This is a genomic window from Salipiger bermudensis (assembly GCF_020171625.1).
GTDB classification, from domain to species: domain Bacteria; phylum Pseudomonadota; class Alphaproteobacteria; order Rhodobacterales; family Rhodobacteraceae; genus Salipiger; species Salipiger bermudensis_B.
In genome coordinates this window covers 69,645-86,158 of record NZ_JAIUZY010000001.1, presented here as the reverse complement: position 1 = coordinate 86,158, position 16,514 = coordinate 69,645, and the positions used below count along the sequence as shown (strand labels likewise).

16 protein-coding genes are annotated in these 16,514 nt (G+C 67.4%); 4 read left to right on the top strand and 12 right to left on the bottom strand.

The window, feature by feature from the left end; all coding sequences use genetic code 11:
- Positions 1 to 80: 80 nt before the first annotated feature.
- From LCM15_RS00375 to tgt, 4 genes are all read right to left on the bottom strand, one after another.
- The gene (locus LCM15_RS00375; protein ID WP_224852255.1) at positions 81 to 254 is read right to left on the bottom strand and encodes a hypothetical protein; all 174 of its coding nucleotides are present in this window, start codon (positions 252 to 254) and stop codon (positions 81 to 83) included.
- 72 nt (positions 255 to 326) lie between these two features.
- Positions 327 to 1,421, bottom strand: coding sequence for an alkene reductase (locus tag LCM15_RS00370; protein ID WP_224852254.1), 1,095 nt, complete (start codon positions 1,419 to 1,421; stop codon positions 327 to 329).
- Between the two features lie 227 nt (positions 1,422 to 1,648).
- On the bottom strand, positions 1,649 to 1,972 hold the full coding sequence (locus LCM15_RS00365; protein WP_224852253.1) for a PRC-barrel domain-containing protein: 324 nt from the start codon (positions 1,970 to 1,972) through the stop codon (positions 1,649 to 1,651).
- A 130-nt stretch (positions 1,973 to 2,102) separates the two neighbouring features.
- On the bottom strand, positions 2,103 to 3,230 hold the full coding sequence (gene tgt / locus LCM15_RS00360) for a tRNA guanosine(34) transglycosylase Tgt (RefSeq protein WP_224852252.1): 1,128 nt from the start codon (positions 3,228 to 3,230) through the stop codon (positions 2,103 to 2,105).
- Between the two features lie 162 nt (positions 3,231 to 3,392).
- Here tgt and LCM15_RS00355 point away from each other — a divergent pair, with 162 nt between their 5' ends.
- The 4 genes from LCM15_RS00355 (at position 3,393) to LCM15_RS00340 (ending at position 8,259) form a co-directional block, all read left to right on the top strand.
- Positions 3,393 to 3,689, top strand: a complete 297-nt coding sequence (locus tag LCM15_RS00355) for a hypothetical protein (protein WP_224852251.1) — start codon at positions 3,393 to 3,395, stop codon at positions 3,687 to 3,689.
- Positions 3,690 to 3,774: 85 nt separating this feature from the next.
- Positions 3,775 to 5,556 carry a glycosyltransferase family 2 protein gene (locus LCM15_RS00350; protein ID WP_224852250.1) on the top strand — a complete coding sequence of 594 codons (1,782 nt, stop codon included), beginning with the start codon at positions 3,775 to 3,777 and terminating at the stop codon, positions 5,554 to 5,556.
- Positions 5,553 to 6,488 carry a glycosyltransferase family 2 protein gene (locus tag LCM15_RS00345; protein ID WP_224852249.1) on the top strand — a complete coding sequence of 312 codons (936 nt, stop codon included), beginning with the start codon at positions 5,553 to 5,555 and terminating at the stop codon, positions 6,486 to 6,488. Before LCM15_RS00350 ends, LCM15_RS00345 begins: the two co-directional genes overlap by 4 nt.
- A gap of 256 nt (positions 6,489 to 6,744) precedes the next feature.
- The gene (locus LCM15_RS00340; RefSeq protein ID WP_224852248.1) at positions 6,745 to 8,259 is read left to right on the top strand and encodes a DEAD/DEAH box helicase; all 1,515 of its coding nucleotides are present in this window, start codon (positions 6,745 to 6,747) and stop codon (positions 8,257 to 8,259) included.
- Positions 8,260 to 8,786: 527 nt separating this feature from the next.
- Here LCM15_RS00340 and LCM15_RS00335 read toward each other — a convergent pair.
- From LCM15_RS00335 to LCM15_RS00300, 8 genes are all read right to left on the bottom strand, one after another.
- A complete protein-coding gene (locus LCM15_RS00335) occupies positions 8,787 to 9,869 on the bottom strand; it encodes an ABC transporter ATP-binding protein (RefSeq protein ID WP_224852247.1) in 1,083 nt (360 codons plus the stop codon).
- A gap of 3 nt (positions 9,870 to 9,872) precedes the next feature.
- Positions 9,873 to 10,658 carry an ABC transporter permease gene (locus LCM15_RS00330; RefSeq protein ID WP_224852246.1) on the bottom strand — a complete coding sequence of 262 codons (786 nt, stop codon included), beginning with the start codon at positions 10,656 to 10,658 and terminating at the stop codon, positions 9,873 to 9,875.
- Entirely contained in the window at positions 10,655 to 11,641 is a 987-nt protein-coding gene (locus tag LCM15_RS00325) for an ABC transporter permease (RefSeq protein WP_224852245.1), read from the bottom strand. The genes LCM15_RS00330 and LCM15_RS00325 overlap by 4 nt, the downstream gene beginning before the upstream one ends.
- 97 nt (positions 11,642 to 11,738) lie before the next feature.
- Entirely contained in the window at positions 11,739 to 12,845 is a 1,107-nt protein-coding gene (locus LCM15_RS00320; protein ID WP_224852244.1) for an ABC transporter substrate-binding protein, read from the bottom strand.
- Between the two features lie 43 nt (positions 12,846 to 12,888).
- Complete coding sequence (locus tag LCM15_RS00315; protein WP_224852243.1) at positions 12,889 to 13,989, bottom strand: NAD/NADP octopine/nopaline dehydrogenase family protein; 1,101 nt, start codon at positions 13,987 to 13,989, stop codon at positions 12,889 to 12,891.
- Positions 13,986 to 14,573 carry a peroxidase-related enzyme gene (locus LCM15_RS00310; RefSeq protein WP_224852242.1) on the bottom strand — a complete coding sequence of 196 codons (588 nt, stop codon included), beginning with the start codon at positions 14,571 to 14,573 and terminating at the stop codon, positions 13,986 to 13,988. Before LCM15_RS00310 ends, LCM15_RS00315 begins: the two co-directional genes overlap by 4 nt.
- A complete protein-coding gene (locus LCM15_RS00305) occupies positions 14,570 to 15,052 on the bottom strand; it encodes a hypothetical protein (protein WP_224852241.1) in 483 nt (160 codons plus the stop codon). Before LCM15_RS00305 ends, LCM15_RS00310 begins: the two co-directional genes overlap by 4 nt.
- Positions 15,049 to 16,512 (bottom strand): NAD(P)-binding domain-containing protein, encoded by a 1,464-nt coding sequence (locus LCM15_RS00300; RefSeq protein ID WP_224852240.1) that lies wholly within the window; start codon positions 16,510 to 16,512, stop codon positions 15,049 to 15,051. Before LCM15_RS00300 ends, LCM15_RS00305 begins: the two co-directional genes overlap by 4 nt.
- Positions 16,513 to 16,514 lie beyond the last annotated feature (2 nt).

Below are 16,514 nucleotides of genomic sequence, written 5' to 3'. Positions count from 1 at the left end.
GGCAAAATCCCGGGCAGCGCCGCCGACCTGGGCGGCGGACGGCGGATGCAGCCCCTTCGGGCCGCATCCGCCGGTTTCGCTCAGCTTTCGGGCGTGTTCTCGCCCTGCTTCTGTGCGGCTTTCATCCGCGCCAGAAGCTCGGCCTTGCTTGCCTTGCCGGCAGTGGCGGCCTTGCCCTTGGGCGCGTCCTTGTGGCGGTCGTAGCGCGGGGCGTTGCTGCCCGAGCGCGCGCCGCCCGATTTCGAGTAATCCATGTTCCGGCTCCTTGCCGCGAGTGCAGGCCCGTCTCATGCCGCAAGGCGCGGGCCCGCACAAGCATAACCGGATCAGGCGGATTCGTCTTCCAGCGTCGGATAGTCGGTGAAGCCCTCGGCCCCACCGCCGTAGAAGGTGCTCTGGTCGCCCTCGTTGAGCGGCGCGTCGCGGCGCAGGCGCTCGACAAGGTCCGGGTTCGCGATGAACGGACGCCCGAACGCCACCAGATCCGCCTTGCCCTCGGCCACCGCATCGATCGCCATCTGGCGGTCGTAGCCGTTATTGGCCATGTAGGCGCCGTCGAAGAGCTTACGCAGCGCCTCGATGCTCTGGCCCTCTTCAAGCGCGCGCGAGCCGCCGGTGGCGCCTTCGATCATGTGCAGGAACGCCAGCCCGTAGCCGTTGAGCTTCGGCACCACGTATTCGAAATCCGTCTGAGGGTCGGCGTCGTCGATGCCGTTCGCCGGCGAGAACGGCGACAGGCGCAGACCGGTGCGCTCGCCCCCGATCTCGTCGGTCACCGCATCGAGCACCTCGAAGAGGAAGCGGGCCCGGTTCTCGATTCCGCCGCCATAGGCATCGTCGCGCTGGTTGGAGCCGGTCTTGAGGAACTGGTCGATCAGGTAGCCGTTGGCGCCATGCACCTCGACCCCGTCGAACCCGGCCTTGATCGCCAGCGCGGCGGCCTTGCGGTAATCCTCGACCGTCGCCTTGATCTCGGCCTCGGTCAGGGCGCGCGGCTCGGAGGTGTCCTCGAAGCCATTATGCGTGAAGGTCTTCACACCCGCCGAGATCGCAGAGGGCGCCACCGGCGCCTGCCCGCCCGGCTGCAGCGAGGTGTGCGAGATGCGGCCGACGTGCCAGAGCTGCACGACGATCTTGCCGCCCTCGGCGTGCACCGCATCGGTCACGCGCTTCCACGCCGCGGCCTGCGCCTCGGTATGAATGCCCGGCGTCTGGATATAGCCCTTGCCGACGGGCGAGATCTGCGTGGCTTCGGTGATGATCAGGCCGGCGCCGGCGCGCTGGCGGTAATACTCGACATGCAGGTCGCTGACGGTGCCGTCGTCGTCATCGGCCCGGTTGCGGGTCAGCGGCGCCATCACGATGCGATTGCTCATCGCGATGCCACCGGCGGTATACTTGCTGAACAGAGCTTCGGTCATGGTCGTGTCCTTTTGCCATCGGGCGCGGAAGCGGCCCGGCGTGGGTCTGGGACAGCAGATAAGCGCTTTCTGCGCTGCTGCAACGCAGCGCCGCGCTGACAGGCGCACACCGGATGTTCAGATCTGCAGGGAACCTTCGGGGCCTGCGCGCAAGGCGGTCGCAGACAGCAAGACGGCGCGCCTCGATGAGACGCGCCGTATGGATTAACCGTCGTGACCGAACTGGATCAGTCGTCCCATTCCGGAAGCTCTTTGAGCTCTTCCTCGGTCAGCAGCGTGCTGAAGTTGCCGGAGTCGAAGGTCATGTCCTCGAGCGAGACAATGATGTCCTTGTCACCGATATCGAGAAACCCGCCGGCCTCGACCACGGCGGCCACCGGAATGCCGGTGACGTCGACGAGGATCTCCTCGACTTCGCCGATCTTGTTGCCGTTGGGGCCCATCAGGTCCGCGTCATCGACGCTGTAGAGATTGGACGTGTCGACGCTCTGCGCCGCGGCTGCGCCGGTCATCAGGATCAGCGAAAGGGCGGGAAGGGTGATGTGACGCATGGGTCCTCCTTTTACTTGCGTGTCAGGACCTTAATGCGAAACCCGCAGCCGGGGTTCCGTTCGCGAGCCCCGAAATTCGGGCGCCTCGCCGGGGCAGCGACGGCGCCGTTCAGCGCCGCCGCCCGACGGTTCAAAGCGGCTCGATATCGCCCTCGGCGCGGCCGGCATGGAACGCGGCCTCCCAGGCCTCGAACCGGCCCTCGGCGATCGCCTTGCGCATCCCGTCCATCAGGTCCTGAAAATACTGAAGGTTGTGCCAGGTCAGCAGCATCCCCGAGATCATCTCGTGCGCGCGGAAGACGTGATGCAGGTAGGCGCGGGAATAGCCGGAGCAGGCCGGGCAGGAACAGTGCTCGTCCAGCGGCCTCGGATCGTCGGAATGGCGGGCGTTCTTGATGTTGACCACGCCGCGCCGGGTGAAGGCCTGCCCGGTGCGCCCCGAGCGGGTCGGCAGCACGCAGTCCATCATGTCGATGCCGCGCTTGACGGCGCCGACGATGTCGTCGGGCTTGCCCACGCCCATCAGGTAGCGCGGCTTGTCCACCGGCAGGGTGTCCGGCGCGTGATCGAGACAGCCGAACATCGCCTCCTGCCCCTCGCCCACCGCGAGACCGCCCACGGCGTAGCCGTCAAAGCCGATCTGCGTCAGCGCCTTGGCGCTCTCCTCGCGCAGGTCCGGCTCGAGCCCGCCCTGCTGGATGCCGAACAGCATGTGGCCGGGCCGGTCGCCGAAGGCATCGCGCGAGCGCTGCGCCCAACGCATCGACAGGCGCATGCTTTCCTCGAGCCGCTTGCGGTCGGCGGGCAGCGCCGGGCATTCGTCGAAGCACATCACGATGTCCGAGCCCAGCAGGCGCTGGATCTCCATCGAGCGCTCGGGCGTGAGCATGTGCTTGGAGCCGTCGATATGGCTGCGGAAGCTGACCCCCTCCTCGGTGAGCTTGCGCAGATCGGCGAGGCTCATCACCTGAAAGCCACCCGAGTCGGTGAGGATCGGCCGCTCCCAGTTCATGAACTTGTGCAGCCCGCCCAGCCGCGCGATGCGCTCGGCAGTGGGGCGCAGCATAAGGTGATAGGTGTTGCCCAGCAGGATGTCGGCGCCGGTGGCGCGGACCTGCTCGGGCAGCATCGCCTTGACGGTGGCGGCGGTCCCGACCGGCATGAAGGCCGGGGTGCGGATCTCGCCGCGCGGGGTCGAGATCACGCCGGTGCGCGCCTTGCCGTCGGTGGCGTGGAGGGAAAAGGAGGTGGTGCTCATGCCCCTGCTCTGCCCCAAAGCGCCGGCTTTGCCAAGCCCGCAGCGCCCCCCTGCCGCGGCGGCACGGGGGACAGGAAACGCGGCGCAGTCTCGATCTGAAGGTTTCCTTCACACCTCTCGCGGATGCTGAGGGTGCCACAAACGAACCGGAGGTTTCCCCGCATGATCCACCCCGCAGCGCTTGTCTTCGCCTTTGCCACGCTCTCGCTCACCGCCGCGGCCCACGCCGCCAGCTTGCCTTCCGGACAGAACACACTGAGCGCCGACAACGCGCATCCCTATCCCGGCGCCGCCTATCAGGGGCAGGTCTATGTCACCCCGGGCGGCTGTTCGTATTCGCGGGCGCAGGTGCCAGGCTACGAGCCCACATGGCACCTGATCCTCAACGGCGCCGCCGCCGGTCTGACCGATGCCCATCGCCGCTGTCCGACCATGCTGGGCGATTACGAGCGGCTCTGACGCCCGCGTCCGCGCTGCACCACCACGCCCGGAAAGCGCGCCGCCACGATTGCGCGGCGCGCGATCCCGCGCCACTCTCCACGCCATGAGCAGCGACGGCCCCAGCGACGAAACACGCAACGACAGGCGCCCCACATGGCCCGGCGGCATCGAAGCCGTGCTGACCCAGATGGAGGGCCGGCGCGATGCCATCACCTATGCTAGAGGCGAAGCCCCGCCGCCTGCCGATCTCGACCTTGCCCCGCTAGCGCAGCAGATCGTCGCCGACCCCGAGGACGACCCGTCCGAGGACCGCCCCTTCCGCTCGAGCTATCACCGCAAGCGCTTCGATCTGCGCCGCGAGCTGCAGGGCCAGAGCGAACTGGTGTTTCTCAACGGCCTGCTCATCGCGCATCTGCGCAAGCGCGACTTTCCCGCGCATCTGCCCGCGCTGTTCCACCGGCTCTGGGCCGAACAGGGCGCGAATCTGCTCGACACGCTCGATGCGCGATGGCTGGTCTCGGCCATCACCACCTTCGGCGATCACGGGCTGACCGCCACGCAGCGCTCGGTTGGTCTGGCGCTCTCCGTGCTCTTCGGCACCATGAAGCTCTACGAGACCGAGCGGCTCTATTCCGGCCAGCCCGCCGACCGCCCCTTCGCGCTCGACCGCAAGGCCGGCGGAGCGCTGCCGCTTGAGATGGACGCCTATAGCATCGTCAATGGCGGGCTCGACGTGAACATGATCGGGCGGCTCTGGACCGAGGCCGAGGCCGACCCGGTGATTGCCCCCCTCGCCCACCATCTGCTCGACCTGCTGATCCACGACGACCGCACGCTGTTTCGCCGGCTGATGGTCATGCGCACCCGCAAGGCGCGCCAGACGCCCGACGCAAGCCCCGGCAAGCGCTCCGGCAACCCAGCGCCGGTGCCCGCCGAGGCCGCCTCGCTCACGCCCGAGACGCTGCGCTGGGGGCTGGTATCGACGATCCGCGCGCCGCTGCCCGTCATCGCGCGCTTCGCCGCCCATCACCTCGAGCTCGGCGCCCACGCGCTGCACCTCTATCTCGACGCCCCCGAGGCCGGCACCGCCGCGTTCCTCGAACGACACCCCAAGATCCACGTCACCCGCTGCGACGACGCGTGGTGGCAGGCCACCGGCAAGCCGCGCCCCGAGGCACACCAGATTCGGCAGGCCCACAACGCCACCCGCTGCCTGCGCGCCGTGGCCGAGGATCTGCACTGGCTCGGCCATATCGACGCCGACGAGTTCCTGCTCACCGACCGCCCCGTGCCCGAGCTGCTCTCCGAGGTCTCGCGCGGGCACGCGCTGGCCCGCGTCGCCCCGGTGGAGGCGCTGGCGGGTGACGCGGGCTGGCCCAGGCATTTCAAGCGCACCCATCACCATGCCGGGCAGAAGAAGGCGGTGCTGCAGGAGATCTACCCGACCTTCGGTCTGCACCTCTATGGCGGCTTCCTGAGCCACACCTCTGGCAAGGTCTTTGCCCGCACCGGGATCGCCGACACCCGGCTTGGCATCCACACGCTGAAATACCGCGGCGAGGAGGCCAGCAACCGCGCCAAGCTTGACGGCATCCACCTCGCGCACCTGCACGCGCCGAACTGGCAGCACTTCCGCGACCACCTCGCCTTCCGCCGCACGCAGGGCTCCTACCGGGCGCGCTCCGAGCGCGACGAGATGGGGCAGGCCAACCTGATCGCTTTCCTTGCCGAGGAAGAGGGCGAAGACGGGCTGCGGATGCTCTTCGACGAGGTCTGCGCCGACACGCCCGAGCTGCGGGCGCGCCTCGCCGCGCATGACATGTTGCTCACCCGCGAATTCGATCCCGACGCGGCGGTGGCGCGGGTTTTCGGGGCGCTGCCATGATCCGCTGGGGCACCGTCACCACCACCAACGCCGCCCTGCCCGAGATCCTCGACTTCGCCGCCTGGCATCTCGAGCTCGGCGCGCACCGGCTTTATCTCTATCTCGACGACGAAAACCCCGAGGCGCAGGCGGTGCTCTCGGCCCACCCGAAGATCCGGGTCTTTCGCACCGACGATGCGTGGTGGGCCAAGCGCAACGGCAGGCCGGCGAAACATCAGGTCCGGCAGGGCGCCAATGCCCGCCATGCCAACAATCGCCCCCCGGAGGTCGAATGGCTCGCCCATATCGACACCGACGAGTTCCTGCTGCCCACCCGCCCCGTCTCCGAGGTGCTGGCCGCCCTGCCCGACCGCTGCCTCTGCGCCCGCGTGCGACCGGTCGAGGCGCTGGCGCCGCTCGCGCCGGGCGCAGAGACCGCGTTCAAGGCCTTCCCGCTCGATCAGCGCGCCCGGCAGGCGGCGGCGGAGGCCTGCTTTCCCACCTGGGGGCGGCATCTCTCGGGCGGGTTCCTGAGCCATGTCGCGGGCAAGCTGTTCTTCCGCCCCGGCACCAAGGGGCTGCAGATCCGCATCCACAACATCGAGCTGGATGGCGAGACGAACCCCGGACAGATCGAGCTGACGGACATCGAGCTTGGCCATTTCCACGCCGCCGACTGGGCGCATTTCCTGCGCCTCTACCGGTTCCGGCTGGCGCAGGGCTCCTACCGCGCCGAGTTGAAGCCGCAGGCGCGTGGCGACGGCGCGGTCAACCTGCACAGCCTCTTCGAGATGATCGAGCGCGAGGGCGGCGAAGCGGCGCTGCGGCTGTTCCACGACGAGGTCTGCACCGCCCGGCCCCAGCTGCTCGACCAGCTTGCCGAGCGTGGCCTGCTGCGTCGTCACCGCATGGACCTCGACGCGCTACGCCGGCGGCATTTCCCCGGCGCCTGATCCCATCGCCGCCGACACGGCACCGCTCAAGCGGAGGCGCTGCCGCTGTCTGCCACGGACAACCTTTGCGGGATTGTCCCTCTGAACCCACGAATTCCGCCCCGAAATGGCACGCTGATTGACGTTTCCCCGGTGATTCCGGTACAAGGCGCCACATCGGGATCGCATCAGCCATCACGCATGGGGCCAACCGGGCCCGATCCAGGACCATACGCGCGGGCCAAGTCTCAGTGTCCGCACCCCAAAACGGACACTCATGACAAAGTTTTCTGATCTCAATCTGAACCCCAAGGTTCTCAAGGCCATCGAAGAAGCGGGCTACGAGACGCCGACGCCGATCCAGGCTGGCGCCATCCCCCACGCGCTCGAAGGCAGGGACGTGCTGGGCATCGCCCAGACCGGCACCGGCAAGACCGCCAGCTTCACGCTGCCGATGATCACCTCGCTGGCCCGTGGCCGCGCCCGCGCCCGGATGCCGCGCAGCCTCGTGCTCTGCCCGACGCGCGAGCTGGCCGCACAGGTGGCCGAGAACTTCGACACCTACGCCAAGTACGTGAAACTCACCAAGGCGCTGCTGATCGGCGGCGTGAGCTTCAAGGAACAGGAACAGCTCATTGACAAGGGCGTCGACGTGCTGATCGCCACCCCCGGCCGCCTGCTCGACCATTTCGAGCGCGGCAAGCTGATCCTCACCGACGTGAAGGTCATGGTGGTGGACGAGGCCGACCGGATGCTCGACATGGGCTTCATCCCGGATATCGAGCGCATCTTCTCGCTCACGCCCTTCACCCGCCAGACGATGTTCTACTCGGCCACCATGGCCCCCGAGATCGAGCGCATCACCAACACCTTCCTGTCGAACCCCGAGCGCATCGAGGTGGCCCGTCAGGCCACCGCGTCCGAGACCATCGAGCAGGGCGCGGTGTTCTTCAAGGGATCGCGCAAGGATCGCGAAGGCTCGGAGAAGCGCACGGTGCTGCGCCAGCTGATCGACCGCGAGGGCGAAAAGTGCACCAACGCCATCGTCTTCTGCAACCGCAAGGTCGATGTCGACATCGTCGCGAAGTCGCTGAAGAAGTACGGCTACAATGCCGAGCCGATCCACGGTGACCTCGACCAGTCGCAGCGCACGCGCACCCTCGACGGCTTCCGCGAAGGCTCGATCCGCCTGCTGATCGCCTCCGACGTTGCGGCCCGCGGCCTCGACGTGCCGAGCGTGAGCCACGTGTTCAACTTCGACGTGCCGGGCCATGCCGAGGACTACGTCCACCGCATCGGCCGCACCGGCCGTGCCGGGCGCGAGGGCAAGGCCTTCACCATCGTGGTGCCGCGCGACGAGAAGAACTTCGAGGATGTGGAGAAGCTCCTGCAGAAGGAGATTCCGCGCGTCGAGTTGCCCGGCGTGAAAGCGCCGGAGGAGGCCGAGGCCACCGCCGAGGACGAGAAGACCGACGCCAAGCCCAAGCGCACCCGCACGCGCACCCGCCGGACCGACAAGTCCGACAAGGGCAACGCACCGGCACCGGTCGAAGCGGTCGCGGCTGAAACGCCCGCGCCCGAGCCGGTCGTCGAGGCGGTCGAGGAGAGCAAGGACACCCGGGAGAGCAAGGCGCCCGCCCCGCAGGGCAGCAGCGACAAGCCGCGCTCGGATCGTGGCCGCTCCGACAAGGGCCGTGGCCGTGGCTCCAAGTCCGACAACAACGTGGTGGGCATGGGCGATCACCTGCCCGAGTTCATCGCGCTGAGCTTCGACGAGCGCCGCGCCAGCTAAGCCGGACGTTCCCTTAAAGACACGGAAAAGCGGGCCCTCGGGTCCGCTTTTTTCGTTCGAGCGCCTCCATCCGTCTCGCCAAGGCGCGGAATCAAGGCCGCAGGCCGCCGCGCCCATCGCCGGCCCGCCCCGACGGGCTGTCGACGGGCGCGGCGGCACCTAGGGGAAAAATTCGCGGCTGAGATAAGGAAAAGCCGGCCCTCGGGTCCGTTTTTTTTGCTTTTGGGGAACGCTGACCAAGCCAAGCGACCTGCCGCGCCATCGCCTGCCCGCGGGATGGCGATCCATGCTCCGAACCTCGCGTTTTATCCCGGCCACGTCCGAAGGACCTCAACACGTTGTACCGACCTCACCAGATCGCCAGCCCGGGGGGCGGGCCGGCGATGGCGCGGCGGCCTTCGGCCTTTATTCCGCGCGAACTGCGCTCAGGTGTCATGCGCTGAACGCGGCCTCCCTCGGCCCCAAACCAAAGAAAAAGGCGGACCACCCGGCCCGCCTTTCCCTTCTCCGAAGCCCAGCTTGGAACCTCAGTCGCGCAACACCGCCATGCTGCTCTGGTCCCAGCCGATCCAGACCGGTGCCTCGCCAACCGACTGGCCGGTATCGGCGTCGACATAGGCCTTGAGCGTGGCGCCGTTGGCCTCCTCGACCCTCAGGTCGAGCGCCATCCGGCTGCCGAGGAAGGTCTTGCCGACCACCCTGCCCTGCACGGCGTTGGCGGTCGACGGGCGTTCGGCGTGGAAGCCCAGCCGCTCGAGCCGCACCGACGCGGTGATCGGCGCGCCGGCCTCCGGCACGCCGCCCGGCGCATGGCCGCGCAGGGTGTTGCCGAACCAGTCCATCACCACCGCGTCACCCTCGGTGCCGCGCAGCTCGCCGGTGAGCAGGTTGGTCTCGCCGATGAACTCGGCCACGAAGCGCGAGGCCGGGTGGAAGTAGAGCTCTTCCGGCGTGCCGTCCTGCTCCACGCGGCCCTTGTTCATCACCACGATGCGGTCCGACATGGTCAGCGCCTCTTCCTGGTCATGGGTGACGAAGAAGAAGGTCTTGTCGGTGCGGCGCTGGATCGATTTCAGCTCCTGCTGCACCTGTCCGCGCAGCTTGGCGTCGAGCGCGCCGAGCGGCTCGTCGAGCAGCAGCAGCGCGGGATCGGGCGCAAGGGCGCGCGCCAGCGCCACGCGCTGCCTCTGGCCACCCGAAAGCTGCGCCGGGTAGCGGTCGCCATAGGCGGTCAGCTCGAGGAAGGACATAATCTCGTCCTGCCGCTTGGCGATGGCGGATTTGCCCAGCCCCTTGAGCTCGAGCCCGAAGCCGATGTTCTGGCGCACCGTCATGTGCGGGAACAGCGCGTAGTCCTGGAACACCATGTTGACGTTACGCTTCTCCGGCGGGCGCTTGGTCACGTCGTCGCCACGCAGCAGCACCCGGCCGCTGGTCGGCTGCTCGAAGCCGCCGAGGATGCGCAGCGTGGTGGACTTGCCGCAGCCCGACGGGCCGAGGAAGGTGACGAACTCGCCCTGCGCGATGTCGAGCGTCAGGTCGTCCAGCGCCACGGTGTCGCCGAAGCGCTTGGTGACGCCTTCGAGGCGGACGAGAGGATCAGAAGACATGGATCAGCTATCCTTGTTCATGCGGCGGGTGAAACGCTCGGCCCAGACGCCGATCACGGCAGTCATGACCAGCGCCACGGTCGCGATGGCGTTGATCTCGGGCGACATGCCCGATTTCAGCTTGGCGAAGATCAGCACCGGCAGGGTCGGCTCGTAGCCCCCCAGGAAGAACGAGCGCACGAAATCGTCGAAGCTGAGGAGAAGACAGAAGATGCTCGCGCCCATGATCGCCGGCACGAGATAGGGAAAGGTGATGCGCAGGAAAGCGATCAGCGGGTCGGCGCCAAGGTCGCGGGCGGCCTCGATCTGGCTTTTCGGCAGGGTCGAGAGCCGCGCCATCACAACCAGCACCACGAAGGGCACGTTGTGCACCGCGTGGCTCCAGACGATGGCGCCCATGCCCGGCTCGATGCCGAGATAGCGGGCGTAGATCCGGAACGCGATGGCCGAGATGATGCCCGGGATCAGCGCCGGCAGCACCGTCATGCCGAAGATCGCCGCCCGGCCCCAGAACTTGCGCCCCTCGAGCAGCACCGCGATCCAGGTGCCCACGATCACCGAGAACACCGTCGAGAGCACCGCGATGCTCACCGAGTAGCCGAACGCGGTCAGCGTCTCGGTGTCTGCCAGCACGCCGGTGTACCAGTCGAGGGTCCACGACCGGATCGGGAAGCCGATGAAGTTGCTGTCCTTGAAGCCCATCGTCACCATCAGGATCAGCGGCACGAAGACATAGGCCACGAAGGCCCAGTAGACGCAGGACAGCAGGATGCGGTTGTGACGGGTCATTTGGTGTCTCCCTTGCGCAGCGCGGTCATCAGCCGCTGGAAGGCGGTGGTGATGAGCAGCGCCGCGAGGAACATGATGACGGCAAAGGCCGCGCCGGTGGGCCACTGGTCGCCGGCCACGTGGAAGAAGCCCGCGATGGTTTCGGCGAACACCGTGGTCGACGGCCCGCCCAGCAGCACCGGCGTGGCGTAGAAGCCGGTCGAGATCAGGAACACCAGCGTGCAGCCCGACGAGATCCCCTCGAGCGTCATCGGCAGGGTGATGCGGCGGAACCGCGTCCACGCGCCCGCGCCGAGGTCGGCCGCGGCCTCGTTCATCGACTTCGGCAGCTTCTCGAGCGACGAGTAGAGCGGCAGCAGCATGTAGAGCGCGGTGAGGTAGACGATGCCCACCCCCATGGAAAAGCTCGTGTACATGAACGGGATCGGCCGGTCGATCAGGCCGAGGAAGCGCAGCACCATGTTCACCGCGCCGGTGTTGCCGAGCAGGATCATGATGGCATAGGTGCGCACGATCTCACCGACCCAGAACGGGATCAGCAGCAGCAGCAACAGCAGCATCCGGTTCTTGGGGCTCACGTGCCGGGCCAGGAAATAGGCCACCGGGTAGGTGATGATCAGGGTGCAGAAGGTGAACACCCCGGCAAAGATCAGAGTGCGGAAGAACGGCATCCAGAAGATGCTGTCGCCGAAGAAGCTCAGGTAGTTGTCGAAGGTGAAATGCTGCTCGACGCCGGGCGCCACCGGGTAGGCGTCGGTCAGCGACACGCGCAGCATCTGCAGCATCGGCCCGAGGTGTTGGGTCAGCACCCACAGGATCGGGAACACCGCGAGGATGATGAACTGACGGCGCGGCGACGCGGTGGCGAAGGATGCAAGCCACCGGTACGGCGCCCAGCTCGACAGGCGTCCCCAGAAGGTGCGGTCGGAGGCGCTCTCCGCGACGGCCCCGCGTTCTTCGCGCGCGGATGCGTCATAGGTCATTGGGTCTTCCTTTCGAGAGGAACGACGGCGGGTCGTGTGAGGGACCCGCCCGCCGGCCCTGCGGCGCGGCGGACGGATATCGATGCGTGGGGAGCGCTTACGCGGCCTTGATCGCCTCGACGGCCGGATCGACGAGGCTGTATTTCAGGTCGTTCGCCTCGGCGCGGAAGAACTGCAGGTTCGCGAGCTGCTCGTCCGGGAACGAGGTCGACTTCTTCTCGAGCTCGCTGAGGTGGTTCGACGCGTCCTTGTAGGTCGAGATGAAACCCGACGCCTTGGTCATCGCGGCACCGATCTCGGGCGATGCGAGGATCGCGTTGAGGAAGGTGTAGGCGTTGTCCGGGTTCGGGCAGTTCTTGGCGATGTTGTAGGTGTAGACGAAGCCGTAGGAGCCTTCCTTCGGGATCGCCATGCCAAGCGGGAAGCCGTCATTGATGAGGGCCGCCGCCGGGCCGTTCCACGAGTGGCCGAGCAGGATGTCCTGGTTGACCATCATCTGCTGGAACTCGGCGCCGCCGTCATAGTACTTGCGCACCAGCGGCTTGTGCTCGATCAGGAAATTCTTGGCTTCCTCCACGACGGCGGCAGCCTTCTCCGGATCATCGAGATAGGCGACCATGTTGCCGTCATAGCCCATCTTGAGCATGATGATCGACATCATGTCCTGGATGATATAGGCGGTCTGGCCCTTGTATTTCTCGCTGAAGAGCGTGTCCCACGTCTCGGCCTCTTCCGGCGTGACGTAGTCGGAGTTGTAGGCCAGCACCTCCATGCCCGACAGGATCGGGGCGCCCCACTTCTCGCCGTTGATGGTCGACCAGTCGGATTCCGAGAAGGTCGGGTTGATGTTGCTCCAGTTGCTCAGACGGTCGGTGTCGAGCGGCGCCAGCAGGTCGCTCTCGATGAACTGGAGGAAGCGGTGGCCGGCCACGGTCATGATGTCGACCGACGGGTTCGGCGCTTCGGCGGCCAGCAGGTTGAACTGCTTGCCCTGGTCGTCGACGAGGCGGACGTTGACCTTGATGCCGGTCTCGGATTCGAACTGCTCCTTGAAGGCTTCCGGAACGAAGTCGTTATAGGTCCAGATGTTGACCTCGCCGCCCTGCGCGTGGGCACGACGCAGGTAGGCGGGGCTCGCGAGCGCTGCACCGGTCAGCGCCGCGGTGTTGAGGAACTTCCGACGGTTGAGAATGAGTTTGGTCATGGGGTCGTCTCCCTGAAGGTTGGTGTCCGTATCGTTTTTATCGTCAGGACGCCGGTTCGGGCGTCTTGCGCAGCAGGCCGGTACGGGCGGCCTGACGCAGATCGTCGAGGCTGTAGCCGCCCAGCTCCAGCGCGTTCAGCAATTCGTTCTCGGCGGCGAAATCGCGGCCATACATGGCCGAGAAGATCTTGATCCCGGCCTCGTGCAGGTCGGCCGGCTTGCCCACGAGGCGGCCAAGCACGGCGGTGAGCTGCAGCCCGTAGGGCACATCCTCGGTCACGTAGCGGCTGTCGGCGGTCGCCGGCCCGGTGCCGCCATTGCCCTGCGCGTGCATCTGCTGGTTCATCTCGGAGATGGTCGAGATCGGCACATGGAAGCTCTGGCTGAAATGCTCGAAGATGGTCTTCGTCTGCAGCCCCAGCGCCGCCACGATCTCGAGCCGCTCGGCGTCCAGCGCCTCGAGCAGCGCGCCGACCTTGGGGGTCACGTTCTGGCCCTGGCTCCAGGTCTCGCCACGCTCCATCCGGGTGATGTTGCCAAGCGCGATGCCGAGGTGGTTCTGCGGGTTGAGGTTCGACAGCGAGATCGCCAGCAGCCCGTCGCGCGGCACGAAGACATCGCCGAAGAGCTTGGTGCAGACCGCCAGCGCGCAATCCGAGCGCGCCTCGGGCACGGTGCAGAGATCGACCTTCTTGCGCACGGTGTTGACCTTGACGCCGGTCCCCTCGCCGCGCCGCCCGGTGACCACGGTGGTGCCCCACGCGGTGATCGCGGCGTCGACGCCGCGCTCGGCCAGCTTCTGCATCAGGTAGACCGCGCCCAGCGAGGCGTGGCTGCTGATGATGACGTGCTGGCCGTCGCGGATATGCGGCGCCAGCGCATCGAACACCGCCTTGTGGCCGTAGCCCGGCAGCGCGATCAGGAGGGCGTCGTTCTGCTCGGCCAGTTCCTGCGCCGAGGTGGCGACGCGCGGGGCGAAGACCGTCTCGATGGCGCCGGTGGCCTCGAGCGGGCCGTCCGCGAGCGCCTTGGTGGACGCCCCCGAGGGCGACCACAGCATCGGCGCGTGACCGTTGTGGTGCAGCAGCGCGGCGCTGCCGAAGGCGATGGAGCCGGCACCGGCAATCCCGACCTTGCAGCTCATGCCGACACCTCTTCGCGGACCGGATCGCCCAGCACGTGCATCAGCCGGTTGGCCCAGCCGAAGAGTGAGGTCGACAGGATCAGGTCGAGGATTTCCTCGTCGTTCAGGCCGGCCTCGCGCAAGTTGGCCATGTCGGCCTCATCCGCCGCAACCGGACTTTCCGACAGCTTGCGCGCAAAGTCGAAAATCGCACGATTGCGGGGGCTTAGATCCGCCTTCTCACCCTTTGCGAAAAGTTCGTCGGTGACCGCGGTGTCCTTCTCGAGCTTGGCGTGACGGTCGGCATGGACCGCGGCGCAATAGATGCAGCGGTTGACCATGCTGGCGCCGATGGCGCCCAGCTCGCGCTCAGCCCGCGACATGCCACCCGGGTCGTACATGATCGCGTTGAACAGTGGCGAGCGCACCTTGAGGCTTTCCACGTCATGGGCCAGCGTCAGCACATAGGCCGAGACCTTGGTGTTCGACGGCGTCACCGACAGCGCGTCAAGCTGCTCTTCGCTCGCCTCCTGCAGATCCACCGGCGTGACGCGCGGCTGCCATTGCGGGACGGTGCGGGTGAACTTGTGAACGATGCGGCTCATGCAGTGGCTCCCTTCATCAGGCGCAGCCCGGCGACCACGCGCAGCTGGTAAGCCACGAAGGCGACCAGTTCGCAAAGCCGCACGATGTCGGCGTCTTCTACGCCAGCGGCCTGCAGCGTCGAGATGTCCTCGGCGAGGATATCGCGGGTGTGGTTCGCAGCCTTGTCCGCAAACCCCACCACGGGCGCCAGCCCCTCGTCCTCGCCGTCGCGCGAGGGATCGGCCAGCCCGGCCATGTCGCCCGCCCCGGCAAGGTAGCGCTCGGCAAGGTCGTTCTCGCCCGCCGCGTTGGCGATCCGCGCCGCCAGCGCCGCGCGCAAGCCGTGCGGGAAGGCGCCCGCCTGCTTGGGCCGCAGCACCGCGTCTTCAGCGGCCTGCGTGGCCTCGAAGATGTTGCTGCGGGTCTCGGCCGCGGCGCCCGTGGCGCTGCCTGCGGGGATGCCCGCGGCGCTCAGTGTCGTGCTGTCGAAGATGGTCATGCCACCTGCCCCTCCTTTGCCGCTGTCAGCTCGCTCGGCTGCCATTCGCTGCCGTCGAGCTCCGGGGTCTCATAATCCAGCATCGCCTGCCAGTGGGTTTCCAGATCCTCGGCGTAAAGCGTCGCCGCCATGGCCCTCGCCAGCCATGCCGCGCCTTCCGAGACGCCGGGAATGTCGCCGCTGACCTTCCCGAGGCTGGCCGAGGCACCGTAGTTGAAGCAGTAGACCTTGCTGAGCCACGGCACCTCGCCCGGCACCTTCTCGCGGAAGGTGAAATCGGGGTTGAGATAGGGGAACCGGCCCAGGTCGGCCTGCTCCTCGCCCTCGGGCGGGGTGTAGACGTCCTCCCAGAGCAGGATCTTGCCCGCCACTTCGCCGAACTCGGTGCGCGCCATCGGGTCGATGGTGAACCCGGTGCCGAGGATCACGAAATCCGCCACGTAGGAGGTGCCGTCGGCAAAGAACACCTCGACCGCGTCGCCGCGCTCTTCGATGCGCGTGGTGGCCTTGCCGAAGTGGAAATGCGCGTTCGGATGGCGGCTCACCCGCAGGGTCGAGCCGTGCGGCGGCGGCGTCTGCGTGGTGAAGCTGTACTGCATGAAGCGCCAGCGCCATTCGTCGGGCAGATCGGCAAACCCGGCAGTGAAGCCGTAGCTGCCGATGCCCATCATCTTGTTGATGGTCGGCATTTCCTTGCGGCGGATCAGGTGCCGCACCTCGCCCGCGCCATGCTCGAGCGCTTCGGCGGCGTTGTCGACCGCCGAGGCGCCGACCCCGATCACCGCCACGCGCTTGCCCTTGAGCGCGTCGAAATCGATCTCGTCGGCGCTGTGCGCCCAGAAGCGGCGCGGCAGATCCTTGATGAAGCCCGGGATGTTGGGCCCGCCGGTGCCGTCACGGCCCGTCGCGAACACCAGCTTGCGCGTCAGGATGGTGCCACCGGCGGCGCCCGAGACCGTGAGCCGCAGCAGATCGCCCTCGGGCTCGACCTTGTCGACCGAGACGCCGTTCTCCACCGGCACGTTCAGCGCCTTGCGATACCAGCGCAGGTAGTCCATCCACATCGGCCGCGGGATCTTGTCCATCTTCTCCCACGCCTCGCGCCCGTTCTGGGCCCGGAACCACGCCTGAAAGGTCAGTGCGCCATGCCCGAAGGCCGGGCCGGTCAGGGTCTTGGGCGAGCGCAGCGTCTCCATGCGCGCATAGTTGAGCCACGGCCCCTCGAGGCCGGTCGGGTTGCGGTCAAGCACGCGGATGTTGCGCACGCCGCCGGTGGTCAGGCCGAGCCAAGCCACCATGCCGCACATGCCGCCGCCGATGATGACGACATCGCTCACGCCCTCCTGCGCCGGCACCCAGTCCTTGCCGGGGTAGCACAGGAAGTCGAGATCCTCGCGCAGGCGGGCTTCGAGCACATCCAGGCCCTGGGCGTCGATCGGAGAGCGGTCGTTCGTTTGCATAC